A 17,288-nucleotide genomic window follows, 5' to 3' on the forward strand; every position below is an offset into this window, starting at 1 on the left:
TCAAATAATTCTTAATCATGATTAAATCTTCATTTTAATAATTCTTCTCTTTTCAAAAAATCTTTCTTCATTTTCTATCACTCTATAAATATCATTATCATGCCTATATCCTCAAACAGAAGCCTCGGAATTCAAAAAAATAAATTATTGCGCTACAAACTTGTTAAAGAACTGTATCAAAAACACAAAACGGAAGATATTCCGACTACGGTAGTATGGCGTAAATATGTTTATCCTGTTTATCCCATTTCACGAACTACTTTGTATGAAATTCTTTGCACCCCTATTACTTCAGAATTGAAAAAAATTGAAGAACTTATGAGCAATCAGGAAAAGTCTTCTTAATCCTTATAAAAGGAAAACGAAATCTTTTGAGCTCCTAAAAAAACATTGTTTTTATGGTGCAAAGATGAGCCATTTACTCTCGTAAAAATGAGCTTTGTTCGCTTTCTGTACAACTATGTAAAGCCCTAGAATACTAATGTTCGCACGCCTTGCATTTGTTTTTTTTAGGGCTTTTTTTACCCAATCTTTGCAATCACAAAAGGAAAAGACAGCAGGAATCTAACTGCAAAAAATTAAGATTGCACCTTCTCCAAAAAAAACAGCACGCTGTGTGTTTCCCCAAATCACTTTTATAAACATTCAACATTAACACATTCAATGGAACAGTTTCTATACCCCTCTCTTACGGCATTTTTTGCCGCTTTTATAACCTGGTTTTTCTCTATGCGAAAATCATTAGCAGAAGACCGCGCCGCCGAACTTGACAACGCAGTAAGCGCTGTAAAATATTACCGTGATCTTCTTGATGACATTACCGCTCGCCTGACCGCCGCCACAGATACCATAAAAAAAATGGAAGTACAACACAAAGAACTTATGCTTATCAACCAGCAGCTGGTTGATGAGTTACAAAAATTTAAACAGCTTAACGGAAAAAATTCATGACACTAACCCAAAAAACCTTAGAAATAGCCACGGCACAAATTGGTGTCGAAGAAATTCCCAGAAACAGTAACTCCGGCCCCGAAGTTGAAATTTATTTAAGAAGCGTCGGCCTATCAAAAGGATATGCCTGGTGCATGGCTTTTGTTTACTGGTGCACGCAAAAAGCAGCGCTTCAGATTAATGCCAAAAACCCTTTAAAGAAAACTGCCGGAGTTCTGGATCAATATAATTCGAGACCACTTTTAGTAAAAAAAACACCTCAGCCCGGAGATGTTTTCATTATGGATTTTAATAACGGTGCAGGCCATACGGGTTTCGTTGAAAAAGTGACAGGAACCACTATTTACACCATTGAAGGAAATACCAATGATGCCGGAGGCCGTGAAGGTTACAAAGTAGCCAGAAGAAAACGTGATATAAAAAGCGTAAAAGGCTTTTTACGTCTGCAAAACTAAATTTATAAACCAACCTTAATTATGACTAAAAAACTAAAATGCTTTGTTTTTTCTCTTTTGATTATTCTGATCGTGATTTCATGCCGAAGTCCGAAACCTGTTGAAAACGAAAATAAAGTTCAAACTATTACAATTACAGAAACGCTGCACGATACTGTTTTTAAAATTGCCAAAGACAGCAGTTCTTACAACGCATTACTTGACTGTATTAACGGAAAAGTAGTTCTCAAAAATGTTATTCAGGCCGAACCAGGGCGTACATTAAAAAGCCCAAGGGTTCGACTTGATAACAATAAACTCAACGTTGACTGCGACTTAAAAGAACAGGAACTTTATGCATTCTGGAAATCGAAACAGGTAAAAGATGTTCAGGAAAAAACAATTACCATTACCAAGTTCGTCAATTACTTAACTTTTTGGCAGAAAGTGCAGATTTGGATGGGCAGAATTCTTCTTATTGCTCTAATCTTTTTACTTCTAAGATTCGTCTACAAAATCTATAAGCCTTTGATGGTTTAAAATTAACTTTTAAATAATTCATTTAAATATGTCTTCACAGTCTCATTTTTTCGTGGAGTCGGGAGGCTTTACGCAAAGCCGCGAACAAGCTTTTGGTCCTCAATCGAGTACCGAGTTTAACCTGACCTCCAAATTTTCATTAGGTTCTCCCAAAAAGGCTTATGCAATCTGTAAAGGAGTTGTTTTAGTGCAGCCTCAAACAGGCAGTCCTGATAAAGTAAATCTTATTCTTCGCCCTTACAAACAGCCATTTCCGGGATTAAATATCAAATATTTCATTTACAGAGGATTGCAAAGAAGTGATTTTTTTACAGCTGGCGAAAACCCAAAAATTATTTCAAATACAGCTCAAACCTCTGACTTTATCAATAAGATTAATATTGATTTTGATGATTTCTATGCAGGAAATACAGCTATTGAAAAACCTCTTTTCCTTGCCTCATATATTGGATATGACGAAGAAAAACCCTTAGCAACACCTCTATCTGATTTCTTTTTTAAAGAATCGAAATTCAAAACAATTGATAATGTTTTAAAAGAAGAAGATACTTTCGAACTTCCTTTAATTGATAGTGGCAAAACGTTAGGCTATTTTTCAGGAGGAGTTAACGTAGAATGCGGAATTGATGTAGTCCTAAATTATGGCGATTACAAACATAATTTTGATAATGGCGAATTTAAGTTTGATTTAGAATATGCTCGTAAAGCTTTCGCTTCTATTTCAATTACAGAAGGTACTCAGTATCAACAAAAATTACTGCGCGAGCAAAGTATTCAATTTATTGATATTGCTGCTTTTTATGGTTTGTTTGTTCCGCAAGATTCTGTAGATGTTGTCAGCGCAGGAACTAAAACAACAAAAAAAGGTGTAGAAATTTTTAATAGTGTTATCAATAATTTTTTCACTAAAAACTATTGGTATATCTATATTCAGAGTGACCGTACCCGTAGTTATGATTTTTATGGAAACTATAAAATTGCCGATGGTCCAGAAAATCTTAAAACAGGTTTATTAGCGAATTCAGAAGGAATTGTTCCAATGACAGCCGTAACTTATGGAACTGATGGCTGGCCGATTTTAATTGATAAACAAGAACAGGCAAATACAGTTACGACAAATAACCTTTATCTACAATTTACAACAGACAACAATAACAATACTTCTTTTTACGGGCAAATTGCTAATGTTGCTAATGCACAAAAAGATAATTTCATTAATGCCGATGGTTTACGATTACCGCCAGATGAAGAAGGAAATTATGCAGATTTAACGTCAGCAATTCAGCTTACAACTCCTGCTTATCAAGGGAAAAACATTGCTTCGCTTAATATTTTGCTCTATCAGGGAAAAGTTAATACTTATAAGGCTAGAGAAATACTAGATGAAAATGGAGATCCTATTGTTATAAACGGGCAAGCGAACTTTTTTGATGATGTGTTTAGTTTGCTTAAAGCAGAGCCTTTATTAAAATTAAACAGCGATAATAGTTATTCCAGAATGACTTCTGAAAAATTAAATCTTATCAATGAGTTTTACGATAAAAAACAACAAGGTATTTCAATTGTACAAACTCTTACTGTGAACGATGTTATTGAAACCGGAATTGAAGAACCATCTACAGTTGCGCGAGTTACTTATTTAACTGAAGCCGGAGATGTTATGAATAATGCCGTATCTGCAACCGGAAGTACAACTCCAGATACAAAAACAACGGCTTCTGCAAGCGGTGCAGTTACAAAAAGTAAAACGTATCAATTGCCAGATCCTTATTACTATAATTTAAAATTGTTTACAGACAGTACTCAAACTATTACAGGACTAGAATTAAAAACACTAGACGGCTCTACACCTAATAAAATTATTCTGGGATTAACTAAAGAGGAGAATGATGCTATTAAAGCATTAATTACGAATGACATAAAAAATCCTCGTTTGTTTTTTATTGATTTATTTGAAGATGGAAATGAGTTGATTTCTCCAGAGGATATAAAATACCAAAAATATAAGGTTGCTATTGTAGCAGAAAACACAAATGGTGAAACAGAATTATCTGAACCAGAAAAGACTGTATTTGCTTATTCTCTTGATCGAAACTATCATTTTAGTAAAGGATATAGTGAATATGTAAAAGAGGACTTAAAAAAAGAATTAATGTTAGATTTAGATTTATCTGTATAATGGAACAAGCAGCAATATTAAAATCGGGAGAAGTTATTAAACTAACTGGTTTAATTAACCCAAAATATAGTATATATGGCTTTTTAAATTCGTTTGAAGCTGATGTTAATGGAGTTACAAAAAAATTCAGAGAAACGGTTAAGGAAAATTTCAGAGATGTGGATCTTGTTGGACAAATAGACAAAGATGTTATAGGGGGCTTTTATGAAGAAGATTTTTTTCTAGAATACCTTATAGATAAAAATAAACTTTATCAACTAAAAGATCATAAATATACTTTTAAATCAGCATCTGCTAAAGATGTAATAATTGTTAAAAAAATAAAAGTAGAAACCCCATATACTGATTTCTGTAAAATTGAAACATATAAATGGCCATATCAACCTAATACACAAATTGTAGATTATGGAACTTGGCAAATTAAAATCCCAACTGGAGTTTTTCCAGATCCTATTGGAGGGGCAAATGTTCAATTGAATAATACCGCGATGCAATTTTACAATCATAAAATTGGATTATTTGTTACACCACTTACCGATGTAAATGATAAACAGGCAAAAGCGTTTTTGATCGCAAAGATTGCTATTCAAATCAACTCAATAGAAAATATATTTAATACAATCGAGTTAGGAACAAGTAGTGATTTTGGCCAATATATAAACAGTCAGAAATCTGAATGGAGTACTCAACCAATATTTGTAAGTCCAAGTGTTGAAGTTTTCGAAGATTATATGAGAAATTTAACTAGTTTCTATGAAGGTTTTTATGCAAATCAAATTTCAATCAGAAAGGCCCCCAAAAAAGAGCAATTTTACTGGTTAGCAAGATGTCTTTCAGCAGAAGCTTTAGCAACTGTACCTATGAACGACAAAGTTGATTTATTAGAAAATATAAGTGATTATAGTCATCGATTAACTGAAAGTAATAATGGAGAGCAGTTAGCAATAAAGATTATCGAATCTTTCACTTTTTCTTCTGTACCTGCTGGAGATAGAAATGATTTACTAGATAGACTTATGAAAATTCAAGTATATCAGGTTGCTAATGTTTATAATCAAACCAATACTGTCGATACACAGCAAACTCTTTTTGAAATATTATATTCAAAAATTGATGACAATAGATCTGGTAGATATTATAACATTTTTAATACTGATGATAATAGAAAAAAATTCATCCTAACATTATATAAAATTTGGAAATCTTCTAAATACAATCCAAAATATGCTGATCCATCATATACTTTAGGAGCAAACGCTTTTGGTCTATTCCCAGAATCATATTATATGAAATTAATTATTGACTCAGGAAGTTCAATAGAAAAAACAAAATATTATAACAGTAAGAATTCTCCAGCAGTATTACTTTATCAATCATTTGGAGAATTAAACGATGCTTTTCTCAGTTCAACAAATATAGAATACGAAATTGAAGGCATAAAAGGGAGAAAAATTACTGTACTTGAAAAAGGAGAAACAACGATAACAACAAATTCCCCTAAGGATAACAATCAGCATAAAATGCCATATTCGTATGTATATGGAATATATGATTTATTTCAACCTATTTCAATTATTGGTTTTAAACCAGATTTAGATCTAATTGAATTTAGAAATCCTAAAAATGACATTAATATAGATGACCCTACATCTCGGATTCCTGTATTTTTCTTATATTATATGCAAGATTACAGCAATCTAAAAAAAATTGATTTTGCTACAATGACTGCTGTTGAAATCGCCTTAAATTTAACTGGGGTTGGAGAATTATCAAGTCTAAAATACTTGAATTATTTATCAAAAACTAGGGCTGTCTGGACTGGTGCAGCCACTGCATCAGAAACCGTATTATTTTGGGAAGCAGTTTCTGGAGTAAACGGTTTAATACAATTTACTGCGGGAAATGCACTTGCAATTAGTTCATATATAGGAAATACGAATCCTGATCCTGATATACAAAAATTTACACAAAAACTAAATACTTTTCTTGGAATTTTGACAATTAGCTCACTGGTTTCAAATCCATTTATCAAAAAAAGACTATATGGTGCAGCTGCAGACGTTTTAACACAAGAAAGAAAATTAATTACATTAGGAAAACCTCATGGATTAGATATTGATACTATGAATGCTATCAGAGGTATCTATGATATAGATTCTTTAATAGATTTAATGCATTTAAAGCTAAACAATCTTCCATCTTATGCACGTGAAACAATCATAACTAAATTTAACAGTTTTTCCAAAGATGAACAATTTGCATTTTTTAACTATTTTTACAATGTTCAAGAAGAAGGGAAATGGATAAAAATGGATTTCAAACATTCGCGAATTGTGAATGGTGAGATTCAACAGTATACTTGGGTTGATATTTGGCAAAATGAAATTCAATTTTTGAAATTTTATAGAGATTATGATTTTTTAGATGCCTATCACAATATAACGAACAATAGAAATTTGATTAAACATGTTCATAAAGGTGATGTATCAGTTACTCCTATACCAGGCAGTTCTACAAGTACTGAAATTACAGGTTTGCATAATCAACTTGAAATAATTAATGCTCCACCATATATTGAAGGAAAATGGAATTTTAAAGATCCATTGAACGTTAAAGAAAATTCTAGAGGATATGTAAAAGCAAAAATAGAAAGGCATATGGGAGATATAATTGATCCAGCAACAAATAAAAAGTGGGAGAACCCTTTTGAACCACCTTCTAGAAAGTACATGAAAGCGAAAAAAAATGAAAGTGTTTTTTGGCCATCCTCTTACAGTACGCAAAGAATAAATGAAGAAATGGCATATGCATTTTCAAAAAAAATATCTAGACCTTCAAAACAAATAAATACACTTCGATTTGAATCAAAGGCAACAGATGGACAAAAAATTATAATAACAAAAGATAAGTACGGAAAATGGTCTATTTTTCCCGATCAATTTGATTTTTAAATAACAATAATATGACACTAAATCAGATTTTAGACTTATATGATATAAGTTTTATCAAAATTAGAGATAATCAAAATTCATATACTAAACTTTTTTATGGAGGTGGAGAAATGGAAATGTTTTTTACTTATTTTCGAGACCCCGATAATATCGAAGAGGAGGTAATTCAATTAATTGATCATTATTTAAATGGAAATCCTTTTCCTATAGATAATGATCTAACAGTAGGAAATGGTGATTTTATTGAGGTATCTGCATTTTCTGTAACATTTACTAATAGAGAATCTTTTATCATTAGTCAAAGTATCCCACTAAATCATTTTCGAGCTATTACCCAAGCTTGGGTAAATTATCTAAGAAATGGGTAAGTTTATCTAAACCAACACCCCCTCTGGCGCGAGCGTCCCACTCACAAAAAATTAAAAAGCTCAAAGACTTTTCAGTCTTTGAGCTCTCTTAAAAAACATCGTTCTCCTTTACAGAAAATGATAATCTAACAAAATCCAAAAAATCACATTTTAAAACCCAATCCGGAGCTTAAAAAATTAAGTTCCCTAACCTTTTATTGGCTTTTCTGAAAGCCAATAATTACTCAAACATTTTACAAACTCTGTAAAATAAAATTATTGTGACGCCACTAACACAATTTTTAAAACAATCCATTTTGGCTGAAAACATACTAAAAGGAGGCAAATAATATCCTCTCTAAAAGTATTGATCAACCAGAATAAATTACGGTAACCCCCATAAGCCTTAATAAACGCCTATAAATTTAAAAACCCGTAATAATTAATTAAAAATGAGTACAAATCACAACAGAATCAAAGTGGCAGATTTAGAAACAAATAAGTCCAACCAAATTTTAATAACCAACGAAAAAGGTGAACTGGAGTTTAATGATGTAAACAATCTTCAAACCGAAAAATATAATGCACTTGATTGTACAACTGAAGGAAAAGCCTTAGATGCCAGACAAGGAAAAGTATTAAAAGATATGATTGACAATGTCTCTCAGGATGAGTTTATTACCAAAACCTCAAAAAGCTTCTTCCATATGTTTTATATAGGAGACATTGACATGGTTGACGTTGATGATAAATCATATTTGAAATTTGAGGAAGGAATGACAGGTTTAAAATCCTTAAATATTCAAGATTCAAAAAATTTATATCATGGCCGTGACTTTATTTTAAAAAATGGAAGCTTAACAAATGTTACTATTTTTCATAACTTAGGATCTGGCAATTTTAAATTTAATATACCAGGAGCTAACAATCTAGTTTTAAAACCTGAAGAAAGCGCTCACTTTGTAATGCGTGCTATTAATAACACAAATAACGGAGGATTAATCGATTACATAGGTATCTCAGCAACAGTTGATGCGACTCCATCTGTAAAAGGAACTCTAAAATTAGCAGGAGATTTAGAAGGATCTGCCGATTTTCCTACTGTAAAAGGTTTGAGTGGAAAACTTACGGCTGTTATTGCTACAGATTCAGAAACGCAAATAACGCAAACTGTATCTGAAGACAATAAGATGGTTAGCCGCTCCAAATTACTCAACTGGTGGACATGGATTAAGTCTCAGGCTCAAACTATTTCCGGACCTTGGAATTTTACTAATAAAGTTACATTGGCCGCTGGGAATACAACAACACCATCTCTTTTTATTCCTAATGGCACATTGACCTCAACATTACAAAATGGAGCTATTGAGCGTGACAGTTCTGGTAAATTATTCACAACTCGTAATAATGCACGTTATAGACTTCTTGAGGATGACGGAAGTATTATTTCACTTTTAGTTAATTTACCACCAAATGTAAATACATATACACCTTCAGCAATTACAAATACAACTACAACGGTAATTGGAAACATTCCATTGGGTACTATACCGAGTATTTTTGTTGGTCGAATAGGCATGTATTATAGTACTTATTGGACTGAATCTGGTAGTGGAAATATATTGCCAACATCAATTAAGGTTGAGTATTATTTAAGAGTTACAAACGGTAGTTTTGATGGATACATATGGGGTACCGTACCACAAGGTGTGGATTACCTTATTTATAGTAACGATTTTCTAAACACTACAACTCATCTTTCAACTTTCACAAAAAACGCAAGCGCAACAATTTTTTCAAAACGCAACGGTTCCGGTCAGAATGGTAATTATAATGGTATAGGTATTCAGGAATCTTTTAAAAACATCAGAACTCCAGACAACTCTAACAATCAAGACGTTATAAATTGTTCTTTTCAAATTGTCGAAAAAATTACGCACACATACGCAGATAGTACAAATTCAGCTGGAAAAAACGTAGCAGTAAATGTAAATGTGTCAACTGATGCCTTTTTTATCGAAAAAATCAGATAAGATTAAAGAATACAACACGTAAAAAAATACTTTAATTTACTTTCTGTCGATTCAGAATCTCATTTAAAATAATCAATAAGTGAGATGCTTGCATCTTAAATAAAAAGTCATAAAGAAGAAATTTATAAAATTTTGAGCGCATGTTTTTTATCTCATTATTCCTAATTCTCTCCACTCTCTTTACAACTCTGTAAAGCCTCAGAACATCAATGTTCAACCACTAAGCAGCTGTTTTTTAAACCTCTTTTTTAGGCTGATCTTTACACTATCAAAAGGAAAATACTGCAAAAAAAATCAATTTTTCAGCTGCTTTTTTCGAGGCATTATCTAAATCAAAAAATATAGTAAACCTGGTGTATCAAATAATCGATTCATTATTTGAATGCTTCGTTTGGTTTATCAAAACAAGAATTTAATCATGCAAAAACACGAACGAAAATTAAAGTCAAAAACAAATTAGAATATGCCAACTAATCCAATTCCAGCGACTCCAATTCCTACGGCAAGGTATTATCCTCGACTATCTGAGGTAATTACCGTAGATGACTTACCGGAGTTTTTATCCTTTGTAGAAAATGGCTTAAATGACATTTTCAATAAAATTCATTATAAAAATTTACAATATTCAAAAGGATATCGCGGCGACTCGGCTTTTTACAGTCTTGATATTGTAACAAGCGAAAAACTTGCGATTCCATTGCCTTTTGGTTTAGGGCTTGTACTTAATCCCGATTTAGACGGAGATTCGTCTATTTCGTCATTCCCAATTACGTTAGAATATCAGTGGGAAATTTTAGCTTTTCTAAAAACTTTCAGTTCAAGCAATTTTTCTTTTTCAGTAAAAGATTTTTATTCGGTAGGATTACAAGTTTTCCGCATCAGCGAAGAACAAGTTGTGGCTCACATGCTGAATATTTTTGTTGAAGCTGAAGAAGGAAAAACAAAATACGAACAGCTTTTAGAAGATATTAATGATATTGAGAATTTAACTGGAGTACAAAAATTAGAATTCCTAGAAGGAACTGAACAATCCATTAATGCTGTGATCACGCTTATTAAAAACAATCCGGCAATTACAGAATCTGTTTCGCTATTATTATTTGCAACTTATATCTTAAAATCAGATTTAAGCGAAACAAAACAAAAACTACAGGAATTCTACAACATTATTGTTCCAGATGGTATCGAAGCACATATTAAAAGAATTATTACACCAAAGGCAAAAGCAACTTTAGCTTTAAGTGCTGGTATCGAGTTTCCTCAAAATATTTTAAAACCTGTTACAGATAAAGGTGAGGCTCTTTCAGATCCAACAGCAAAATCAATGTTTGTATTTGGTCAGGCACAATTATATGCTGATACTGAAGAAGGAATTGGTTATCAACTAGAATTAGGCGGATCATTAAAACCGGAATATGCCATGATTGGTAATACTGGTTTAATTCTTCAATTAGATACTTTAAAAGTAGATTTAAGCAAAAAAACAAATATTCCTGAAGCTGATGCAGACGGGCGTCCAAACGATTTCGTTGGAGTTTATGCGCGTGCCGTTTCAGTTACTCTGCCTTCAAAATGGTTTAACAACATTGAAGAAAATCCACTAAGTACAACTCCAACATTAAAAATTGGTGCTTCAGACTTATTAGTGGGTTCTGGGGGTATTTCGGGGAATATTTATCTGGAAACAGTTCCAAGTGCAAATGGTGCTTTCAATTATTTCCACGACAAATTCAATTTTAATTACCCAATCACAATGTTCGAAAAAGATCAAAGTGGTGTGGCAAATAAAAAAGAAATTGCTGATTATGCCTCTTTACTTGTTTTTTTACAGGAATTAAATACTAAAAAAACTCCTTATGCATTTGATTATCCTTTATCGTTAACAACACTTTCTTCGGTAGATTCACCAACTATTGAAGCTTCGACAACCTATATTTTTACAGAGGCTAAAGATTATCAGAACTTTTTATTGGAGTTATACGACAATACACTTTGGAAAACAATTGGCTCGTCTAATAAAGGCTTCAAAATTGGTTTCAATAAGTTTGATATTTCATTTAAACAAAACAAAGTAATTGGTTCTAATATTAAGGGTGCCTTAGAAATTGAAAAATTCAAAAAGGGCAACGATGCTTTTAAAATAGATCTTGAAGGTCACTTACAAGATGATGGCGACTTCAATCTTACTGCTTCTTTCCCTAAAGAAAATAAACCGACAGCAAACTTATTTGATCTCGTACAATTTGATTTCAACAGTTTCGAACTAGGAAAACAAGACGATGACTTTTATATAGGAACTTCATGTCATATTTCTTTTCCTCAAGGTTCTTTAATTGGAAACCTTATGAAAGGTCAGGGCTTTGATGTTGAAAAACTTCGTATTTACAGCGATGGAAATATTGAAGTTGAAGGAGGGTCAATTCCTATTCCTATCAGTCTTTCTGTAAATCTTGGACCAGTTCAAATGGCGGTTACCAACATCAGCTTTGGTTCAACCCAAATTAACGGGCGTAAATATAATTTCTGGGGGTTTGACGGAGCCATCAGTATCAATCCGCTTGGAGTTGACGCTCGTGGAGAAGGTGTGAAATTTTATTATCCTACGGATGGCAATGATGAAGACGATCGTAAAGCAAAATCTTTCTTAAGAATCCAGACTATTGAAGTTGATTTAATTATTCCGGGAACAGCCACAGAAGCTTCTGCAATGGCAATCATTAATGGCATGATTTCGCTTCCTGAACCTGGAAAATCACCGGAATTTATTGGTGAAGTTGGTTTAAAACTGCCAAAAGCAAAAATTTCTGGTGGTGTTGGAATGCGTTTTATGCCAAAATATCCAGCATTCTTAATTGATGCTCATATCGAACTGCCTACTCCTATTCCACTTGGATTTCTTGCTATTTCTGCTTTTAGAGGTTTGCTAGGTTTTAGATATGTGGCGACAAAAGAAGCAGCAGGATTGAAAAAAGATAATTCTTGGTATGAGTTTTACAAAGCTCCAAAACCAGGTATTAATATTAGAAAATTCAGCGGACCGCCAGATTCTATGCAATACAACTCTCCGTTCTCTATTGGAGCCGGAGCTACTTTTGGAACCGTTGCAGATGGCGGACATGTATTGTCTTTAAGAGCAATGCTTTTATTATCTCTGCCTACGTTATTTTATATCGAAGCTGGATTAAATGTTGTTGCCGGGCGATTAGGACTTATTGAAGATGATCCTAGTAATCCTCCATTCTTTGCGATGGTAGCATTTGGTGATGATTCATTAGAATTGGCAGCCGGAGCAGATTTTAGTATTCCAAAAGACAGCGGTGAAATCTTTAAACTTCATGCTTTATTAGAAGCCGGATTCTTCTTTAAAAATCAAAAGCCCTGGTATGTCAACATTGGAACAAAAGAGAATCCTATTCAAGCCGATATATTAACCTTATTTAGTGCTAAAGCCTTTATCATGCTTTCGGCTCAGGGAATTGAAGCCGGTGCCCGATTAGATTTTAATTTAGATAAAAGCTTTGGTCCTGCCAGAGTAAAACTGTGGGCATATCTGGAACTTGGTGGAAAAATTTCGTTCAAACGTCCGCAAATGGGTGGATATATTACGGCCGGCGGAGGTATTCAAATTAAACTTTGGATCATTAATGTCGAGATTGTTTTAGATACTATTTTCTCTGTAGAATCATTCAGACCATTTTTAATTTATGCTAAACTGGAGTTGAGTGTTCGCGTAAAAATTGGTTTTATAAGAGTCCGTAAAAACTTTGTAGTCGAAATTCAATGGGATATTAACCGAATCGTTGATCGTACACCTTACAGCCCGCTGCCTAAAGGAACATTTGGTGATGGAGTTGACAACAGAACTTTAGAAAATGTAAAAGGAGTTCACATGCTTACCAATCAAGCTTTTGCACTCGATTATTTCAAATCAACAGATGATAATGACTATGATCCAAGTAAGTTTTCTAATGGAATGCCTAAAGCAGAACTTATTACACAAGTAATTCCTTTAGATACATACATCGATATTAAAATGGCAAAAGGAGTATTACCAAATCCTGAATTGTCACACAAAATTGGAGGTTATACCGGCGATGCTAAAAACTATACCGATTTTATGCCTCCAAAAGACGATAATCCTAAAACAGCTAAGAAACCACGTCAGGTGAAACATCAATATGCAATTAAATCTATTGATATAAAATCATGGAATGGTTCAACATGGGAAGATTATTATCCATTTGAAGCTGTAAAAAATATAGATACAGTAGAAGATTTAAGCAATTTACCTTGGGCACAATGGCAGAAAGCAATTGATCAATATGATAGTATTCGTGTATTAGGAACGAATCCGTTTTCATTCTTAAGTGCAGCTGAACCTGGATGGCACGTTCCGGAACAATTCGGAATCACTTCATCTAAATTATTCTGTCCTTCTGTGGCAATTGAACCAAAACATACCGATTTTCTTAATAAAAAAATTGGTTTACGTTATTATGTTCCATCTCAACATGAAGCAGATAAAATCAACGGATTGTTTTTTAAATTAATTGGAGAACTTTCAGAAATCACTGAAGATAATACAATTGAAGGTTTAGATTTTATGAGTATTTCGGGGCAAACAAACCCACATGGCTACAATAAATCTTTGTCTTTCAAAAACAATAATCAGTTAGAAGTTATTTTTCCGGATTCAGCAATTGAACCGGTTTTCCAAATAACAACTCAGGCGAAAGAAGTTGTTATAAAAGCCTTTACTGCTGTTACAGAAGATAATGCAAAATCAGTTTCATATAAGCCAATTAAACTTAAAAAAACAGATACTGATACAGCTCAATATGATTTAACTTATACTAAAGCTGAATTGTTAAAATGTATAAAATTATTAAGTGAAGAAAATGAACCAATATCAAAAACTAAAATTGATAAAATTGTAATCATTCCTTTATCTCCTAATGCAAAACGTATTTATGAAATTAGAAATGAAATAGCCGCTTTATTTGTCGAGACATACACCAGCGAAACAGGTGAGGTTTCTATCTCTTTACCAAGCTCTATGTCTGATTACAATAGATTATTGGCTGAATTAGCTGCATTAAAAATTAATGCTGGAAATGATAATCCATCTGTAGGTGCACCAAACAAATTGACTTTTACTAATTACTATGGATATAAAGGAAAAAATATTTATGCTTTTGATAAAGTAATTAAATTCAATGACACCTACATTATTGCTTTTCATCCGAAAGTTGATACAACGGTTCTGTTACAAGTTGATTCAAAAGGAGCTATTTTAAGAGAACGTTTACTAAATGGAGTTGTTACTTCAATGCAGGTTGTAAATGATAATTTACTAATCACTCAGGCACTGAATGCCAAGCAATGTAAAGTAATTGGAGAAGCTATTGTTGATTTTGATCTTATTATTGGCTGTACATCTCCTATTGCAGCGATGACTATTACGGAGCTTGATGATGAACTGAATTTAAGTTCCGGAGTACAGTATTTAAACAGCTATTCTTTAGGATTTAACAAAGTATTGCCTCTTGCAAATAACGAATTGCTTTGGGTTAATGCATTAGAAACCGAAACACAGATTAATTGGGTTAACGGAACCGATCGTGCTCTTATTAAGCGTGTGAAAGTAAATGGAACTGTCATTAAAGTGCTGCAGCATAATACTGCTGAATTTAGTTTAGTTACTAAAGACAAAAAGATTATTCATTTTAATCTTAATACTAGTACAAATGCAATTGAGGTAATGGATACAAAGGTTATTTCTGATCCTTCAGTTTCTGAAATTATTGATGCTGTTATTGCAAACGGAAAAGTTTTAGTTACCGTTAAGTTCTCAAATGAAAAATTTGGTTTAGCTCAAATTACAGGAAATTCATTAGATATTGTAAAACAAGATACGGTTTTTGATTCTCCAATTTATTCATCAAACAGTACTCTGGCAGATAATTCGATTGTTGCTTATAACACAAAGTATTTATTTGTATTTAGTTCAGCATTAGCACTTACAAGATTAATTAAAAGAGGAAGCAATGTAGAAAATGCGTCGATTATTCATCTTCAAAATGAACCTTCTCAAAATGAAATTCTGATGCTTTCATCTAAACCAAAAGAAAAAGGTGTTTATTTTTCATTGTTTACAGATCAGTTTAATAATTGTTCTTTATATCCTGAACAAACTGTTACCATAACTACTTCTGCATCAGCTTTAACAACTGAAATGACAAGTTTTACAACAACTTCATTAGTTGAAAAAGTTAATTATACGAGAGCTCCTAAAAATTCAAAATTAATTTCGGTTAATGAGATGATTTGTTCTAACGGAAATGCTGAAGAAGATCCTGAATTAGATTATACAACTTCAATTCAAAGTGTTGAATGGCTGAGTAAAGAAAGTTATTTCCATAATACAACCATTCCTGAAATAAAAGCTGTAGAAGACGATCGAGAAGCAATGAAAACTGCAGTAGAACATACTGTTCAGCCAATTTGGAGACCAAATACAACGTATTGTTTAGACTTCACTTTAACTGACACAGTAGATGACAAAGACACAAAAGATTTTAATTATTTCTATGGATTTAAAACTTTAGGACCAGTAGGTCATTATCCGGTTCCTGATAAACCAGTAAAGCCTAATGAACAGCCTCCTGTTAAAAACGAGTTGACTGAGTTGTCGAAATCGCCATTGACTTCATTAAGACAATATTTAGATTACAATCGTTCTTACCCAAATGCTGATGGAAGTTTATTGCAATCGAAACCTGCGTTTTATGGAAATCAACAATGCAAAGTTTCTTTGTTTTTTACAAATCCTTATGCATATCACATGTTTAAAGATTGGGGACCTTATAATAATGACGTACCTAAAATAAAAGGAAAAATAAATCTTTTTATTAAAGATCCTCTGACTGATTTGCTTATCGAATATCCGTTTAAAAATGAAGAAATAGCATATCCAAAACCAATTGAAACAATTAATGATTGGAAAGACGATAATGATCCTAGAATTCCATTAGGTATTCAATTGATAAACAATATTCTTACTGACAAATCAGCAATGAGATGTAGTTTAACTTGGGGCGATCCTATAAAACCAAAATCATATAGATATGAGGTCAAATTAACTGATTTAAAACCTTCTAAGCTTTATACAGTTTTAGTAAATAACTTTTTTGATGATGAACAGCATGGAACTACCAGCTTAAGCAAAAACGTATTGGTACATCAATTCGGGTTCCAGACTTCTCGTTACAAAGATTTCAAAGAACAAATTGAAAGTTATTATTTAAGTGAAGATCAATCACAAAGAGCATTGTATGATGTCAAACTGAATGTAGTTCAGGAACAAATTGACAGCCTATATCATTTGGTTTTCGCAGAAAATACGGCTAACGCATTAAGTGATTCAATGGCATCAAAATACCAGCATTCATTTGACCGTGCCATTGAAGGAATCTTAAAAATGTCTCCTCTTGATCCGGCACAAAATACTGAGGTAAATAAAATTATCGATACAAATACCGGTAATATCATCGCTCTTTTAGTTCGTAATCCGGAGCCATTTAATATTCCTAAAATGCCTTTGGAAGAAATCAAGGATTCAATTGTAGTTGTTGATGAATCACTAAATCCTAAAACTGGATATAAAGTATTGCATTCTAAAGATTATTCACAGGCTTTAATTATGCTAAACAGCAAAATAATTCCAAAGGAAAACCTAAACATTCAGTTTGATTACAGAATGTGGAAAAATGGAGGAACAGCATTAACAGAATCTATTGTCAAGCAAAACATAGAGGTACAACTATCAGAAAATACAAATCTTTAAAAACAAG

The 17,288-nt window shown here is 32.7% G+C and carries 9 protein-coding genes; all 9 read left to right on the plus strand.

Annotated features, from left to right (window positions below; all coding sequences use genetic code 11):
* Positions 1–99 precede the first annotated feature (99 nt).
* The 9 genes from FLAPXU55_RS16180 (at position 100) to FLAPXU55_RS16220 (ending at position 17,281) form a co-directional block, all read left to right on the plus strand.
* Complete coding sequence (locus FLAPXU55_RS16180) at positions 100–345, plus strand: hypothetical protein (RefSeq protein WP_053471137.1); 246 nt, start codon at positions 100–102, stop codon at positions 343–345.
* 318 nt (positions 346–663) lie between these two features.
* Entirely contained in the window at positions 664–951 is a 288-nt protein-coding gene (locus tag FLAPXU55_RS16185; RefSeq protein ID WP_091290755.1) for a methyl-accepting chemotaxis protein, read from the plus strand.
* The gene (locus FLAPXU55_RS16190) at positions 948–1,406 is read left to right on the plus strand and encodes a CHAP domain-containing protein (protein WP_053471139.1); all 459 of its coding nucleotides are present in this window, start codon (positions 948–950) and stop codon (positions 1,404–1,406) included. The genes FLAPXU55_RS16185 and FLAPXU55_RS16190 overlap by 4 nt, the downstream gene beginning before the upstream one ends.
* A gap of 21 nt (positions 1,407–1,427) precedes the next feature.
* Positions 1,428–1,925, plus strand: a complete 498-nt coding sequence (locus FLAPXU55_RS16195; protein ID WP_180859439.1) for a hypothetical protein — start codon at positions 1,428–1,430, stop codon at positions 1,923–1,925.
* A gap of 28 nt (positions 1,926–1,953) precedes the next feature.
* Positions 1,954–4,104, plus strand: coding sequence for a hypothetical protein (locus tag FLAPXU55_RS16200; protein WP_180859441.1), 2,151 nt, complete (start codon positions 1,954–1,956; stop codon positions 4,102–4,104).
* Positions 4,104–7,055 carry an EndoU domain-containing protein gene (locus FLAPXU55_RS16205; RefSeq protein ID WP_180859443.1) on the plus strand — a complete coding sequence of 984 codons (2,952 nt, stop codon included), beginning with the start codon at positions 4,104–4,106 and terminating at the stop codon, positions 7,053–7,055. Before FLAPXU55_RS16200 ends, FLAPXU55_RS16205 begins: the two co-directional genes overlap by 1 nt.
* An 11-nt stretch (positions 7,056–7,066) precedes the next feature.
* Positions 7,067–7,423 carry a hypothetical protein gene (locus FLAPXU55_RS16210; protein WP_180859445.1) on the plus strand — a complete coding sequence of 119 codons (357 nt, stop codon included), beginning with the start codon at positions 7,067–7,069 and terminating at the stop codon, positions 7,421–7,423.
* A 431-nt stretch (positions 7,424–7,854) separates the two neighbouring features.
* Positions 7,855–9,435: a hypothetical protein gene (locus tag FLAPXU55_RS16215; RefSeq protein WP_180859447.1), complete on the plus strand. Its 1,581-nt coding sequence runs from the start codon at positions 7,855–7,857 to the stop codon at positions 9,433–9,435.
* 463 nt (positions 9,436–9,898) lie between these two features.
* Complete coding sequence (locus FLAPXU55_RS16220; RefSeq protein WP_180859449.1) at positions 9,899–17,281, plus strand: hypothetical protein; 7,383 nt, start codon at positions 9,899–9,901, stop codon at positions 17,279–17,281.
* Positions 17,282–17,288 lie beyond the last annotated feature (7 nt).

The organism is Flavobacterium panici (genome assembly GCF_903819335.1).
GTDB lineage: Bacteria > Bacteroidota > Bacteroidia > Flavobacteriales > Flavobacteriaceae > Flavobacterium > Flavobacterium panici.